The sequence below is a fragment of the Pseudomonas simiae genome (assembly GCF_000934565.1).
Lineage (GTDB): Bacteria > Pseudomonadota > Gammaproteobacteria > Pseudomonadales > Pseudomonadaceae > Aquipseudomonas > Aquipseudomonas simiae.
Window position 1 is genome coordinate 1,479,399 of sequence record NZ_CP010896.1, and the last position, 14,353, is coordinate 1,493,751.

Annotated in this window: 16 protein-coding genes; 11 read left to right on the forward strand and 5 right to left on the reverse strand. The window is 60.8% G+C overall.

Going from position 1 to position 14,353, the window contains the following annotated elements:
• Positions 1-30 precede the first annotated feature (30 nt).
• Entirely contained in the window at positions 31-372 is a 342-nt protein-coding gene (locus tag PF1751_RS06615; RefSeq protein WP_010212350.1) for a hypothetical protein, read from the forward strand.
• Here the strand turns inward: PF1751_RS06615 and PF1751_RS06620 are convergent.
• The 3 genes from PF1751_RS06620 to PF1751_RS06630 all read right to left on the reverse strand — a co-directional run bounded on the left by PF1751_RS06620 (position 369) and on the right by PF1751_RS06630 (position 2,974).
• Positions 369-1,550, reverse strand: coding sequence for an aminotransferase class V-fold PLP-dependent enzyme (locus tag PF1751_RS06620; RefSeq protein ID WP_044286743.1), 1,182 nt, complete (start codon positions 1,548-1,550; stop codon positions 369-371). The genes PF1751_RS06615 and PF1751_RS06620 overlap by 4 nt on opposite strands.
• Positions 1,547-2,017, reverse strand: a complete 471-nt coding sequence (locus tag PF1751_RS06625) for a RidA family protein (protein WP_010212347.1) — start codon at positions 2,015-2,017, stop codon at positions 1,547-1,549. The genes PF1751_RS06620 and PF1751_RS06625 overlap by 4 nt, the downstream gene beginning before the upstream one ends.
• Before the next feature lie 90 nt (positions 2,018-2,107).
• Positions 2,108-2,974: a LysR substrate-binding domain-containing protein gene (locus PF1751_RS06630; RefSeq protein WP_010212345.1), complete on the reverse strand. Its 867-nt coding sequence runs from the start codon at positions 2,972-2,974 to the stop codon at positions 2,108-2,110.
• Between the two features lie 131 nt (positions 2,975-3,105).
• Between PF1751_RS06630 and PF1751_RS29185 the strand changes: the two genes are divergently transcribed.
• Positions 3,106-3,267, forward strand: a complete 162-nt coding sequence (locus tag PF1751_RS29185; RefSeq protein ID WP_010212343.1) for a hypothetical protein — start codon at positions 3,106-3,108, stop codon at positions 3,265-3,267.
• Positions 3,268-3,410: 143 nt separating this feature from the next.
• Positions 3,411-3,527 (forward strand): cytochrome c oxidase subunit CcoM, encoded by a 117-nt coding sequence (gene ccoM / locus PF1751_RS29720; RefSeq protein WP_010212341.1) that lies wholly within the window; start codon positions 3,411-3,413, stop codon positions 3,525-3,527.
• Positions 3,528-3,696: 169 nt separating this feature from the next.
• Here the strand turns inward: ccoM and PF1751_RS06645 are convergent, their stop codons facing one another.
• Both PF1751_RS06645 and PF1751_RS06650 read right to left on the reverse strand, forming a co-directional pair.
• Complete coding sequence (locus tag PF1751_RS06645) at positions 3,697-5,172, reverse strand: inorganic phosphate transporter (RefSeq protein ID WP_010212339.1); 1,476 nt, start codon at positions 5,170-5,172, stop codon at positions 3,697-3,699.
• Between the two features lie 313 nt (positions 5,173-5,485).
• Complete coding sequence (locus tag PF1751_RS06650) at positions 5,486-5,686, reverse strand: hypothetical protein (RefSeq protein WP_003189295.1); 201 nt, start codon at positions 5,684-5,686, stop codon at positions 5,486-5,488.
• Between the two features lie 547 nt (positions 5,687-6,233).
• On the opposite strand from PF1751_RS06650, the gene pcaR reads away from it, so the two are divergent.
• The 8 genes from pcaR (at position 6,234) to PF1751_RS06690 (ending at position 14,351) form a co-directional block, all read left to right on the forward strand.
• The gene (gene pcaR, locus PF1751_RS06655) at positions 6,234-7,076 is read left to right on the forward strand and encodes a pca regulon transcriptional regulator PcaR (RefSeq protein WP_010212335.1); all 843 of its coding nucleotides are present in this window, start codon (positions 6,234-6,236) and stop codon (positions 7,074-7,076) included.
• 145 nt (positions 7,077-7,221) lie between these two features.
• Positions 7,222-8,562, forward strand: a complete 1,341-nt coding sequence (pcaK, locus tag PF1751_RS06660) for a 4-hydroxybenzoate transporter PcaK (RefSeq protein ID WP_010212334.1) — start codon at positions 7,222-7,224, stop codon at positions 8,560-8,562.
• A 227-nt stretch (positions 8,563-8,789) separates the two neighbouring features.
• Positions 8,790-9,647, forward strand: a complete 858-nt coding sequence (locus tag PF1751_RS06665) for a CoA transferase subunit A (RefSeq protein WP_010212331.1) — start codon at positions 8,790-8,792, stop codon at positions 9,645-9,647.
• Positions 9,644-10,426 (forward strand): CoA-transferase subunit beta, encoded by a 783-nt coding sequence (locus tag PF1751_RS06670; RefSeq protein WP_175439627.1) that lies wholly within the window; start codon positions 9,644-9,646, stop codon positions 10,424-10,426. Before PF1751_RS06665 ends, PF1751_RS06670 begins: the two co-directional genes overlap by 4 nt.
• Complete coding sequence (gene pcaF / locus PF1751_RS06675; RefSeq protein ID WP_175439626.1) at positions 10,423-11,628, forward strand: 3-oxoadipyl-CoA thiolase; 1,206 nt, start codon at positions 10,423-10,425, stop codon at positions 11,626-11,628. Before PF1751_RS06670 ends, pcaF begins: the two co-directional genes overlap by 4 nt.
• Positions 11,629-11,645: 17 nt before the next feature.
• A complete protein-coding gene (gene pcaH, locus PF1751_RS06680; RefSeq protein WP_010212326.1) occupies positions 11,646-12,350 on the forward strand; it encodes a protocatechuate 3,4-dioxygenase subunit beta in 705 nt (234 codons plus the stop codon).
• A 1-nt stretch (position 12,351) separates the two neighbouring features.
• Complete coding sequence (pcaG, locus tag PF1751_RS06685) at positions 12,352-12,918, forward strand: protocatechuate 3,4-dioxygenase subunit alpha (protein ID WP_021492379.1); 567 nt, start codon at positions 12,352-12,354, stop codon at positions 12,916-12,918.
• A 137-nt stretch (positions 12,919-13,055) separates the two neighbouring features.
• Complete coding sequence (locus PF1751_RS06690; RefSeq protein ID WP_010212323.1) at positions 13,056-14,351, forward strand: MFS family transporter; 1,296 nt, start codon at positions 13,056-13,058, stop codon at positions 14,349-14,351.
• Positions 14,352-14,353 lie beyond the last annotated feature (2 nt).

The following is a 14,353-nucleotide window of genomic DNA, read 5'->3' on the forward strand; positions in this document are numbered from 1 at the left end:
GACAGCCTGTTGATCAGGAGAATAATCACTATGCTGCCACCCATGCTGCCCGTCAGCGTTGTGCCGGTCACGTCACAACTCGATCCGGTGCGACAGAAGCCGGATATCCCGCCCGTGGTGCCAGTTCAACCCGGCTCCAACGAGAGCACCATCGACCTGAAAAAAGGCGACGCCGAGACGTCGACCTTTTTGCTGCGCGAAGAACAACGCCGCCAGCAGGAACAACAGAAACGCCGGCGTGAGGCCGATGAAGACCCGGAGCAGCACCTGGCCATTCCGGGGGATGTGCTCAATGCCGACAACACCGTGCCGGTGGTGCCGCTGATCGAAGATGCCCCGCGCCAGGGCTTGTGGGTAGACGTCGAGGTTTAGTCGCACAACTCGCGCAGGGCCGCGATCAACAACTCGATATCGTGCTCGGTGTTGAGCGGGCTGACCGAGACCCGCGCCACGCTTTTCAGGCCCCGCGCCTGCATATCCAGCGGCGTGTAGGCCATGCCGTTGGCGCCGATATTGATGCGCTTCAAGCCCAGTCGCCGTTTCAGTTCGAAGGCATCCCAGCCCGCCAGGTTGAAGGCGATCAAGCCTGATTGATGGGTGCCCAGGTCATGCAGGGTAATACCCGCAATCCCACGCAATGCGTCGCGGATTTGCTCGGCGGTTTGCGACACCCTTTCCCAGACGCGCTCGATGCCCAGACGATTCATCTCTTGCAATGCGTTGCCCAGGCCAGCCAGTAAGGCGAAGGAGGTCTCGCTGGTTTCGAAGCGACGGGCGTCATTGCGCAGGTCAAAACCCCGGGCCGTCCATGGCGCTGAAAATACGTCACGCTGGGCCGGGTTCAACTGTTCAAGAAAATCCGGCCGCACATACAGCAGTGCGGTGCCCCGTGGGCCGCGCAGGTGTTTGCGTCCGGCGGACTTGAGCACGTCGCACTGCAACGCCTGCACATCCACGGGCACCTGGCCGACGGCTTGGCCGGCGTCGATGAAGTAGGGGATGGCATGACGTCTCGCCACTTCACCGATGGCCTGGGCGGGGTTGATCAGGCCGCCATTGGCCGGGAGCCAAGTGAGGTCGATCAGCTTGACGTGTGTATCGATCATCGATTCCAGCGCCAGCGGGCAGACCGCGCCGCTGTCATCGCAGGGGATGGTTTCCACTCGGGCACCGGCTTGTACAGCCAGCTCCATGCTGGCCAGATTGCCACCCCATTCATGGCGGCCCACCAGAATACGATCGCCCGCCTGCCAAGGCCCCAAGGCCTGAAACGCCAGGCTCCAGGCGGTCGAGCCACTGCTGGCAAACGCGATTGATGAAGCGGGGGCGTTGAGCAATTGCGCGGCGGCGCGACGGGCTTTTTCCACCAGCACGGCGCCATGTTCACCGGCTTCCATTGGGCCGTCCCGGGCTTCGCGTTGCAGGTGTTCGATGATCGCATCGAGGGTTGCCTGGCTGGGCAGGGAGGCGCCGGCAGGGTTGAAGTGCACGATGCCGGATTGGCAACCCGGCGTGTCATCTCGCAGGCGCTGGACTTCGAGCGGGCTCACGGACGCAGCTCGAAAATGGCATCAACCTCCACCGCCACGCCGGCCGGCAGGCTTGAAACACCCACGGCGGTGCGCACATGTCGGCCTTTTTCGCCCAGTGCGTTGACCAGTAGATTGGACGCGCCGTTGGCGACCACGCTTTGTTGTTTGAAATCAGCGCTGCTGGCGATAAACACACCCAGGCGCACGGTGCGTACCAGGCGTGACAAGTCATCACCCAAGGCATCGCTCAATTGGCCCAGCAGGCCCAGGGCTGCCAGTTCCGCCGCGTGTGCGCCTTCTTCATCGCTGACGGACTCGCCCAAGCGGCCGACGTAGGCTGGTTTGCCATCTACCAGCGGAATCTGCCCGGAGACGAACAGCTGGTTCTGGCTGATGACATGATTGACGTAGTTGGCAATCGGCTGGCTGGGGGTGGGCAGCGTGAGGCCCAAGGCTTGCACGCGTTGGCGGATGGAGTCGCTCATGATCAATCCTCTCTGTTCAGGAGGTTTCAGCATGTGCGTTGCCTGGGTGAGCGACAAACGGATAGATCTCACGCAACGTATCGAAATAACTCACCCGTCGGCGCAGACTTCCTTCAGCCACCGGCTGAAGCACGCGGCGGCTTCGTTGGTGCTGCCCTGGGGAGCGATGAGCCAATAGCCGATGTCGCTGTGATAGGGCGGCCAGTCGAAGGCCTCCACCAGGCTGCCGTCCTGCAGCCGGCGTTCGATCAGGCGATGCCGGCCCATCGCGATACCTTGGCCAGCCACGGCGGCTTCGACCACGATGTTGTAGTCGTGCAGCATCACGCGGGGGTGGTGGGCGAGGTCGACCTGGTAGTGCGCGGACCAGTCGGTCCACTCGAACGGCCGGTGCGAAGTGGCCATTAATAGTGGGCTGTCCTGCATGGCTTTGAATGTAGGGCTGCACACCGGGGAGATGACTTCCTGCATCAGTCGCGTGGCCTGGACATCAGGCCAATCTCCCTTGCCGTATCGGATGGCGAGGTCGACCTCGGCCGCAGCGACGTTGGCCAGTTGAATAGACGGCAACAACTCAACCTGGATATGCGGGTAACGGGTTAGAAACCCGGCCAGACGCGGCGCCAGCCACAGCGTGGCAAAGGAGGCCAACAAGCCGATGCGCAAGACAGTGGCGCGGGGGGCAACCCGTTGGGTGCGAGTGGCGGCAGCGATGGCATCGAGGGCAGGGCGGATTTCGTCGTAGTACTGTTGGCCGTCGGCGGTCAGATCGATCGCGCGGGTGCGTCGGATAAACAGTGGTTTGCCCAGGTGCTGCTCAAGTTTTTGCACCTGGTGGCTGAGGGCGCTCTGGGTCACCGACAACTCGCTGGCGGCCTTGATAAAACTCAGATGCCGCGCCACGGCTTCAAAGGCACGCAGTGCCAGCAACGGCGGAAGGTCCTTGTGCAGTGCCACCTGAGGGCGTCTCCGGGTTTGGGAAAGGCCTCGATTTTGTGCGATGCCTTGCCTTTTGTCGCCCGCTGATTTGCCGTTGGCCGCTTGAGCCCGCATTATTGGGCCATTCCCTCCACGACGTAAGCCAAGCCATGAGTGAAGACGACAAGCTGATCGACCTGAATGCCGAACGTGCCAAGCGCGTGCATGACCTCAATGACAAGCGCCTGAATGAAGTGCGCCAGGCATTCGAACAGGCAATGCCGCTCAGCAAAGTGAAGAAAAAACCGAAGAACAAACCGAAAAAGCGTTGAAACAGCCTGCATCTGCTGATGCAGGTCAGTTATTGCCCTTCTTTATGCCCCGTCGCGGGCAACATTGATCCCCGTCAATTTTCCAATCCGCGTTCTCCATTAACTTAGCCCTATCGCAACAGGGCAAGCACAGGAGGCCGGTCATGTTTATCGATAATGTGGTGTTTGCCGGAGTGCTGACTGTAAGCCTCATGGTGATGTTTTTTGTAGGATTTGGAATTTTTATCTGGAAAGACGCGAACAAGCGTAAAAAACCATAGGTCTTTCCAGATTACATGAGCACGCAAGGCATTTTGGGCGACTTCGGTCGCCCTTTTTTTTGCGTTCGAATTAACGCCATTCCCTGTAGGAGCCGGCTTCTACAGAAATACGAACATAAAAAAAGGTGCGATCCTCGCGGATCGCACCTTTTTTATGACAGGCAGGTTATCAACTACCCAGCGCTTTGGATGCCAACCAGAACAACCCGGCCGACAAGGCCACGGTGGCCGGAAGGGTCAGGACCCAGGCCATCAGGATGGTCTTCACCGTGCCACCTTGCAGACCGCTTTTATTCGCGACCATGGTGCCGGCCACGCCGGAAGACAGCACGTGGGTGGTGGAGACCGGCAGCGCAAAGATGTTGGCGAAGCCAATCATGGTCGCGGTGGTGATCTGCGCCGACATGCCCTGGGCATAGGTCATGCCTTGCTTGCCGATCTTCTCACCGATGGTCAGTACGACGCGCTTCCAGCCCACCATGGTGCCCAGGCCCAGGGCCAGTGCAACGGCGAGGATGACCCAGAACGGGGCGTACTCGGTGGTGGCGGTCAAGTCTTTGCGCAGCTTGTCGAGGTCGGACTTTTCACGTGCATCCAAGCCTGGCAGCTTGCCGACTTTTTTCGCGGTGTCATCCAGGCAGAGCAAATAGCGACGCACTTCAATACGCTGGTCAGAGGTCAGCGAATGATAGTCGGACACGCCTTTCAAGGTGTCGACCAGCGCGTTGATGGTGGGCTCGGTCTGTTGCGGGTTGCACTGGAACTTGCCCGGCAGGTCATTTTTCACGCTTTTGCCCAGGGCCAGGAACTCACCGAGCGTGGCGTTATTGCGCTGGTAGAACTGGCTCAGATGCACGGTCGCATCGCGGGTACGTTCGATCTGGTATGTGGTGCTGCCCAGGTCGAGGACGAACTGCGCCGGTACGATACCGATCAGCACCAGCATGATCAGGCCGATGCCTTTCTGGCCGTCGTTGGAACCGTGTACGAAACTCACGGCCATGGCGGAAATCACCAGCACCAGGCGGTTCCAGAACGGCGGGTGTTTCTTGTCGTCGAGCTTGCGGCGCTGGTCCGGGGTCTTGTGCATCTTCGACAGCGGACGCCACCACTTCAGGCCGATCAGCACCAGGGCTGCGACCAGGAAGCCGGCCATTGGCGAGAACACCAGCGAGGCGCCGATATCCACGGCTTTCTGCCAGTTCACACCGTCAGCCAGGGGAATATCGTTGATCAGGGCATTGGCCAGGCCGACACCGAGGATCGAACCGATCAGGGTGTGGGAGCTGGAAGCCGGGATACCGAAGTACCAGGTGCCCAGGTTCCAGGTGATCGCCGCCGCCAATAAAGAGAAGACCATCGCCAAGCCATGGCCGGTGTTCACATTGATCAGCAACTCCACCGGCAGCAAGTGCACGATGGCGTAGGCGACGCCGACACCACCGAGCAACACGCCGAGGAAGTTGAACACCCCGGAGAAGAACACGGCCAAGTGCGGCGGCATGGCTTTGGTATAGATGACTGTGGCCACCGCGTTAGCGGTGTCATGAAAGCCATTGATGAACTCGAAGGCGAGGACAAAGGCCAGGGCGAGCAACAGGCTCACGAGAACCCAAGCATCCAGTCCGCTGAATAAATCGATCATGAAGGTTTTCTGACCCGGTCGTAAGGGGGCGCGATTATGCCAGAAAACCTCAGTAATCGATGCACTAGCTGCTCATCGGTAACAATCTTCACCGAAAAAAACACCGTGAAAGGCGTGCATCCCAGGGTTTTCGGGGCTTTGGCAAGTCTTTGATTTATAAAGCGCAGAGGCCTCAGGGCGGGGTTTTGTCACAAAAACGTCACGCCTGAAACATTTGTATGAAATTTTACCGATGGTGGTGGGATTCAAGGTTGCCGGCTGCTGGCTATGTGCCGGCAGCCGAGGCAGAACCTTGTGGCTCAGACCGGATCGCTTATGGCTCTTCGGTTTTCAGCTCTTGTTCAATCTTTTGGATTTCCTGGGCAAATGCCTGGTCGAGCAGGCTGGCTCGCTTGCGCCAGGGTTTGCGTTCAGGCTCAGGCTGGGCGGCGTAGGTGGTGACTTCCCCGCCGTAAACGTCCTTGTAACGTTGCTCCTGGCGCTCAAGTTCCGCGCGCAGTTCATCTTTCGTCACATTGCTACCTAATTGAGTTGAGTGTTAATACGTTGCAGCTTTATGCCGGAATGCTTCCTCGCGTGTTCCAAGTTGAAACGTTCAAGTTTGGAATAAGCACACGCGGCCACTTGTTTAGCGGGGGCATTCAAGGCATGTAGTTTCGACCATGCACAGCGGGTGCATCATCTGGCGTGGCCCCGACCTGATAAACAAACCAGGTGAACCTGCGCATAGCGCACATTATAGCGGCGCGTTCGAATAACACTATCAGCTTAAAGTTAAAAACCGTCAACTTTGTGTGAGCGTTTTGTTACACCGTCGCGCGGGTAATTGCGTGAATTCTGGCGTCATAAATTCTACCCAACTTAACAGGTTAATAAGCACCGTTTGCTTTTACCCAATCCTGCGGGCTGGCCTACGGCGCGAACCGGAAAATTGCGATAATCGAATGATCGTCCGATAATCGCACAATGTTGTCAGCGCTGCCTTGTGCATCCCGGCTGACGCGGCTTGTAATAGCAGCCGAACCTCCCTTGCGGTCGACAATAAGAGAAAGGATCCCGACATGAACGATCAATTGCGCAACTCTTTCGCGTCAGTAGCGCCGCCGATCGTTGCCTCTCCGGCCAAGCGTATCCAGGCATTTACCGGTGATCCGGACTTCATGACGTCCCTGGCCCGCGGCTTGGCCGTGGTGCAGGCATTCCAGGAACGCAAGCGCCACCTCACCATCGCCCAGATCAGCCACCGCACGGAAATCCCCCGCGCCGCCGTGCGACGTTGCCTGCATACCCTGATCAAGCTCGGCTACGCCACTACCGACGGGCGGACCTATTCGCTGCTGCCCAAAGTCCTGACCCTCGGCCATGCCTATTTGTCTTCCACGCCGTTGGCCGTGTCGGCCCAGCCCTATCTGGACCGCATGAGCGAGCAGCTCCACGAAGCCTGCAACATGGCCACCCTCGAAGGCGACGACATTCTGTACATTGCCCGTTCGGCCACCACCCAGCGCCTGATTTCCGTGGACCTGTCGGTGGGTGGGCGCCTGCCGGCCTATTGCACCTCCATGGGACGCATCCTGCTTGCCGCGCTGGACGACGCCTCGCTGCAGGATTACCTCGACCATGCCGACCTGCAAACCAAGACCAGCCGCACCCTGACCACACCCGCGGCGCTGTTCGAATGCCTGCAACAAGTGCGTCAGCAGGGCTGGTGCATCGTCGACCAGGAGTTGGAGCAAGGCCTGCGATCCATCGCGGTGCCGGTGTATGACGCATCGGGTCAGGTGCTGGCCGCGCTGAACGTCAGCACCCATGCCGGACGCGTCAGCCGCAGTGAGCTGGAACAGCGCTTTCTGCCGAACATGCTCAGCGCTAGCCGTGAGTTGAGCGCGCAACTGTTCGCCTAAGCTGTTCGGTCACCGCACAGATCCCGGTTTGCTCAATTGACGGTGTTTCCCCCGGCTTATTAATGTGCGGCAGCGCTGTTCAAGCGCACCAATAATAATGACGACCCCAGGTCGTCAGCCCGCCATCGGTGTGGAAATAAAAACAATGAATCAGCCTTCTGTCGGTACCCCATTAGACGTTCAGTCCTTCATCAACGCCCAGCCACTGTCACGTTATCAGTGGCGCGTGGTGATCCTGTGTTTCCTGATTGTGTTCCTCGATGGCCTCGACACCGCCGCCATGGGCTTTATCGCGCCGGCGCTGTCCCAGGACTGGGGCATCGACCGCGCCAGCCTCGGCCCGGTGATGAGTGCCGCGTTGATCGGCATGGTGTTTGGTGCCCTGGGTTCCGGACCATTGGCCGACCGCTTCGGCCGTAAAGTGGTGCTGGTGGGCGCGGTACTGGTGTTTGGCGCGTTCAGCTTGGCCTCCGCCTACAGCAGCAACGTCGATCAGTTGCTGGTGCTGCGTTTTCTCACTGGACTGGGACTGGGCGCCGGCATGCCGAATGCCACGACGCTGCTGTCCGAATACACGCCGGAACGCCACAAGTCGCTGTTGGTGACCAGTATGTTCTGCGGCTTCAACCTGGGCATGGCCGGTGGCGGGTTTATCTCGGCCAAGCTGATCCCGGCGTTTGGCTGGCATGCTTTGTTGCTGATCGGCGGCATCCTGCCATTGATCCTGGTGGTGGTGCTGATGCTGTGGCTACCGGAGTCGGCACGCTACCTGGTGGTGCGCAATCGCGGCACCGACAAGGTGCGCAAAACCCTGTCTCCCATTGATCCCGTTATCGTCGGCCAAGCCACCAGCTTCAGCGTACCCGAGCAAAAAACCGTCAAGGCGCGCAACGTGTTTGCGGTGATCTTCTCCGGCACCTACAGCGCCGGTACGTTGCTGCTGTGGCTCACCTACTTCATGGGCTTGGTGATCGTCTATCTGCTCACCAGTTGGTTGCCGACCCTGATGCGTGACAGCGGGGCCAGCCTGGAACAGGCCGCATTCATCGGCGCCTTGTTCCAGTTTGGTGGCGTGCTGAGTGCGGTGGGCGTGGGCTGGGCGATGGACAGGTTCAATCCGCACAAGGTCATCGGCAGCTTCTACCTGCTGGCCGGGGTGTTTGCCTACGCGGTAGGCCAGAGCCTGGGCAATATCACCCTACTGGCAACCCTGGTGCTGATTGCCGGGATGTGCGTCAACGGTGCCCAGTCGGCGATGCCTTCATTGGCTGCACGTTTCTATCCGACCCAGGGCCGCGCCACGGGCGTGTCGTGGATGCTTGGCATCGGTCGCTTCGGCGCGATTCTCGGCGCCTGGATGGGGGCGACCTTACTGGGCCTGGGCTGGAACTTCGAACAAGTGCTCACGGCGTTGGTGATCCCCGCTGCGTTGGCAACCGCCGCTGTCGTCATCAAAGGCATGGTCAGCCACGCCGACGCTACCTGAGGATACCGCTGCCCCTGTGGGAGCTGGCTGGCCGGCGATGCTGTCGCAGGCAAGCCAGCTCCCACATTTACCGCGTTCCTCCAGATGATTAGCCAGGCAACAATCCGTTCGATAATCGAACGCTGAGTCGATTATCGGATTGTTTGGCCCATTTCCCCGGCTTAATCTTCAAGCACTTCGGCGCCCCCTCAGCGCCTTTTTCGATCCATACCGGGAGCCCGAAACCCATGGCTGAAATCCTCGCGCTGCGTGACGCGGTGAAGCAATTTGTGAACGACGGCGACACCGTCGCACTGGAAGGCTTCACCCATCTGATCCCTACGGCAGCGGGTCATGAAATCATTCGTCAGGGCAAGAAAGACCTGACGCTGGTGCGTATGACGCCTGACCTGATCTACGACCAGTTGATCGGTGCCGGCTGCGCCCGCAAGCTGATTTTCTCCTGGGGCGGAAACCCTGGCGTGGGCTCCCTGCATCGCCTGCGGGACGCGGTCGAGAAGCAATGGCCGCAACCGCTGGAAATCGAAGAACACAGCCATGCCGACCTGGCCAATGCCTACGTCGCCGGTGCCTCGGGCCTGCCGTTCGCGGTACTGCGCGCCTACGCCGGCTCCGACTTGCCCAAGGTCAACCCGCTGATCAAGACCGTCACCTGCCCGTTCACGGGCGAAGTGCTGGCGGCGGTGCCGTCGGTGCGTCCGGATGTCACCGTAATCCACGCACAAAAGGCCGACCGCAAGGGCAATGTGTTGCTGTGGGGCATTCTCGGTGTGCAGAAAGAAGCGGCCCTGGCCGCCAAGCGCTGCATCGTCACCGTTGAAGAAATTGTCGATGACCTGAATGCGCCGATGAACAGCTGCGTGCTCCCGACCTGGGCGCTGACCGCGGTGTGCCATGTGCCGGGTGGCGCGCATCCGTCCTACGCCCATGGCTACAACGAGCGTGATAACCGCTTCTACCAGGCGTGGGACCCGATCGCCCGCGACCGTGGGACTTTCACCGCCTGGATCAACGAATACATCCACGGCACTGCCGACTTCACCGAATTCCAGGCCAAGCTGGCCACCGCGCAGGAGGCCAAATAATGGCTTACTCGACCAATGAAATGATGACCGTCGCCGCTGCGCGCCGCCTCAAGAACGGTTCCGTGTGCTTTGTCGGCATCGGCCTGCCGTCCAAGGCGGCCAACTTGGCGCGCCTGACCTCGTCGCCAGACGTGGTGTTGATCTACGAGTCTGGCCCGATTGGCGCCAAGCCGTCGGTACTGCCACTGTCCATCGGTGATGGCGAGCTGGCGGAAACCGCCGACACCGTCGTACCGACCGGTGAGATCTTTCGCTATTGGCTGCAAGGCGGGCGCATCGACGTGGGCTTTCTCGGCGCGGCCCAGGTCGATCGTTTCGGCAACATCAACACTACCGTGGTCGGTGACTACCATCAGCCTAAAGTACGCCTGCCGGGTGCCGGTGGCGCGCCGGAAATCGCCGGTTCGGCCAAGAGCGTGCTGATCATCCTCAAGCAGTCGGCGCGTTCGTTTGTCGACAAGCTCGACTTCATCACCTCGGTCGGCCATGGCGAAGGCGGCGATTCGCGCAAACGCCTGGGTCTGCCAGGGGCGGGGCCTGTAGGGATTATTACCGACCTGTGCATCATGGAGCCGGAAGCGGGCACCCATGAGTTCGTGGTCACCGCGTTGCACCCTGGCGTGACCCGTGAGCAAGTGGTGGCCGCCACCGGTTGGGCGATTCGTTTTGCCGACCAGGTCGACACCACCGCCGAACCGACAGACGTAGAGCTGACCGCCCTGCGTGACCTTGAAGCACGCACCGCGGCCGCCCATGGCCAAGCGCCGGGAGAAGCCTGATGCGCGATGTATTTATCTGTGATGCCATCCGCACTCCCATCGGTCGTTTCGGCGGTGGCCTGTCCACCGTGCGTGCCGATGACCTGGCAGCGTTGCCGATCAAGGCGCTGATTGAGCGCAATCCTTCGGTGGATTGGACGGCAGTCGACGAGGTTTTCCTCGGCTGCGCCAACCAGGCCGGTGAAGACAACCGCAACGTGGCGCGCATGGCGCTGTTGCTGGCGGGCCTGCCGGAAAGCATTCCCGGCGTGACCCTCAACCGCTTGTGCGCCTCGGGCATGGACGCGATCGGTACCGCCTTCCGCGCCATCGCCAGCGGCGAAATGGAGCTGGCGATTGCCGGTGGCGTCGAGTCGATGTCCCGCGCGCCGTTCGTGATGGGCAAGGCCGACGCAGCGTTTTCGCGCACTATGAAGCTGGAGGACACCACCATCGGCTGGCGTTTTATCAACCCGTTGATGAAGGCGCAGTACGGCGTGGATGCCATGCCGCAGACCGCCGATAATGTCGCCGACGATTACCACGTGTCCCGCGCCGACCAGGACGCCTTTGCCCTGCGCAGCCAGCAACGCACCGCAGCGGCCCAGGCCGCTGGCTTTTTCGCCGAAGAAATTGTGCCGGTACGGGTCGCCCATAAAAAAGGCGAAACCGTCGTCGAACAGGATGAACACCCGCGCGCGGACACCACCCTGGAAGCCCTGACCAAGCTCAAACCGGTCAATGGCCCCGACAAGACCGTCACCGCCGGCAATGCCTCGGGCGTGAACGACGGTGCGGCGGCGCTGATCCTGGCCTCCGCCGAAGCCGTCAAGAAACACGGCCTGACCGCCCGCGCCCGTGTATTGGGCATGGCCAGCGCCGGTGTCGCACCGCGAGTGATGGGCATCGGCCCGGTGCCGGCCGTGCGCAAGCTGGTCGAGCGCCTCGGCCTGGCGGTCACCGATTTTGACGTCATCGAACTCAACGAAGCCTTCGCCAGCCAAGGCCTGGCCGTGCTGCGTGAACTGGGCATCGCTGACGACGCACCCCAGGTCAACCCGAACGGCGGCGCCATCGCCCTTGGCCACCCGCTGGGCATGAGCGGCGCGCGTCTGGTGCTGACAGCCCTGCACCAACTCGAAAAAACCGGCGGCAGCAAAGGCCTGGCGACCATGTGCGTGGGCGTCGGCCAAGGCTTGGCCCTGGCGATTGAACGCATCTAATAAGAGAGGACTGCACCATGAGTGACAAGCCTGGATACCGGCGCCCGCAAGCGGGCACTCAACCTGATTACCTGCACCCGGCCTACCAGTCGACGAACCTGCGTTCGCCGTCCCAGCCGTTGGTGTTCCTGCCCCATTCCTTGTCGGAAATCACCGGCCCGACCATCGGCGCCGAGCGTGTCAACGCCAAGGACAACGACCTCACTGCCCAGCATGACGGCGAGCCTCAAGGCGAACGCATCATCATTCATGGCCGCGTACTGGACGAAAACGGTTTGCCGGTGCCGGGCATTCTGGTGGAAATCTGGCAGGCCAACGCTGCCGGCCGCTACAACCACAAGCGCGACCTGCACGACGCGCCGCTGGACCCGAACTTCACCGGCACCGGTCGCACCGTCACCGACGCCGATGGCTGGTACCAGTTCCAGACCATCAAGCCCGGCGCCTACCCGTGGGGAAACCACCACAACGCGTGGCGCCCGGCGCATATCCACTTTTCGCTGTTCGGCCCGAGTGTGCTGACGCGACTGGTCACACAGATGTACTTCCCCGGCGACCCGCTGCTGGAATACGACCCGATCTACAACTGCGTGCCGGACACCTCGGCCAAGGAACGCTTGATCGCCCGTTTCGACCTGGAAAAAACCATTCCTTCCTATGCCCTCGGCTACCGCTGGGACATCGTCCTGCGCGGCCGCGACGCCACGCCGATGGAGAAATGAGATGACACTCAACGCGACCACGTCCCACACCGTCGGGCCGTACTACCACATCGGCCTGACCTGGCTGAACCGCGAAGACCTGACCGTGAGCGCCACCCTCGGCGAACGCGTGGCGATCAGCGGGCAAGTGGTGGATGGCAACGGCGATGTCGTCAATGACGCCATGCTCGAAGTCTGGCAGGCCAATGCCGCCGGCAAATATGACCATCCGGAAGACGAGCAGGACAAAGCCGTCGATCCGAACTTCGAAGGTTTCGGCCGGGTGCCGGTGGACGCCGAAGGGCGGTTTCGCTTTACCACCATCAAGCCGGGTGCCGTGCCGGGCTTGAAGGGCACTACCCAGGCGCCGCACCTAGTAGTGCTGGTGTTTGCCCGGGGTTTGGTGAAACACCTGCTGACGCGGATTTATTTCGAGGGCGAGGCGCTGAACGGTGATGACCCGTTGCTGGCATGTGTGCCAGCCGAGCGTCGCAGTACCTTGATTGCCCAGCAGGATGCGGCGGGGGTGTATCAGTGGAATGTGATTTTGCAGGGGACAGAGAAGGAAACGGTGTTCTTCGATTATTGAGTTGACCTTAGGGCCCTATCGGAGGAAAGCCCACCGATAGGGCTCTACCAGGCAACACATATCCAAAAGTCCGCTTGCATGACATGGTTGTTGCAAAGTATGTCTAGGCTATAACCGTTCCCACTGAGTGAAAAAACATGACAACAACAACGAGCCACTACACCGGAGAAGAACGCAGCAAACGGATTTTTGCGATCGTAGGGGCATCCTCCGGCAACCTCGTCGAATGGTTCGACTTCTACGTCTATGCCTTCTGCGCCATTTATTTTGCGCCGGCGTTCTTCCCGTCGGACGACCCCACGGTCCAACTGCTTAACACCGCCGGCGTGTTCGCCGCCGGCTTCCTGATGCGCCCGATCGGCGGCTGGCTGTTTGGCCGGGTGGCCGACAAGCACGGGCGCAAGAACTCGATGATGATCTCGGTGCTGATGATGTGCGCCGGTTCCCTGGTGATCGCCTTCCTGCCCACCTACAAAGACATCGGCGCCTGGGCCCCGGCGTTGCTGTTGGTGGCGCGGCTGTTCCAGGGCTTGTCGGTGGGTGGCGAATACGGCACCACCGCGACCTACATGAGTGAAGTCGCACTCAAGGGCCAGCGCGGCTTCTTCGCCTCGTTCCAGTACGTGACCCTGATCGGCGGGCAACTGCTGGCGGTTTTGGTGGTGGTGATCTTGCAACAGATCCTTACCGAAGAAGAATTGCGCGCCTGGGGCTGGCGGATTCCGTTCGTGATCGGCGCCATTGCGGCGGTGATCTCCCTGCTGCTGCGTCGCACCCTCAAGGAAACCACCAGCAAGGAAACCCGCCAGGACAAGGACGCCGGCAGCGTGGCTGCGTTGTTCCGCAACCACAAGGCGGCGTTTATCACCGTGCTCGGCTACACCGCCGGCGGCTCGCTGATTTTCTACACCTTTACCACGTACATGCAGAAATACCTGGTGAACACGGCCGGCATGCACGCCAAGACCGCCAGCTACATCATGACCGGCGCGCTCTTTGTGTACATGTGCATGCAGCCGCTGTTCGGCATGCTCTCGGACAAGATCGGCCGTCGTAACTCGATGCTCTGGTTCGGCGCCCTCGGCACCCTGTGCACGGTGCCGATTCTGCTGACCTTGAAAACCGTCACCAACCCATTCCTGGCCTTTGTGTTGATCTCCCTGGCCCTGGCCATTGTGAGTTTCTACACCTCCATCAGCGGCTTGGTGAAAGCGGAAATGTTCCCGCCTCACGTGCGTGCCCTGGGGGTAGGCCTGGCCTACGCGGTGGCCAACGCGATCTTCGGTGGTTCGGCGGAATACGTGGCCCTGGGCCTCAAATCCATGGGCATGGAAAACACCTTCTACTGGTACGTCACCGGCATGATGGCGGTGGCCTTCCTGTTCAGCTTGCGTCTGCCGAAACAGGCGGAGTACTTGCACCACGATCTATAAGG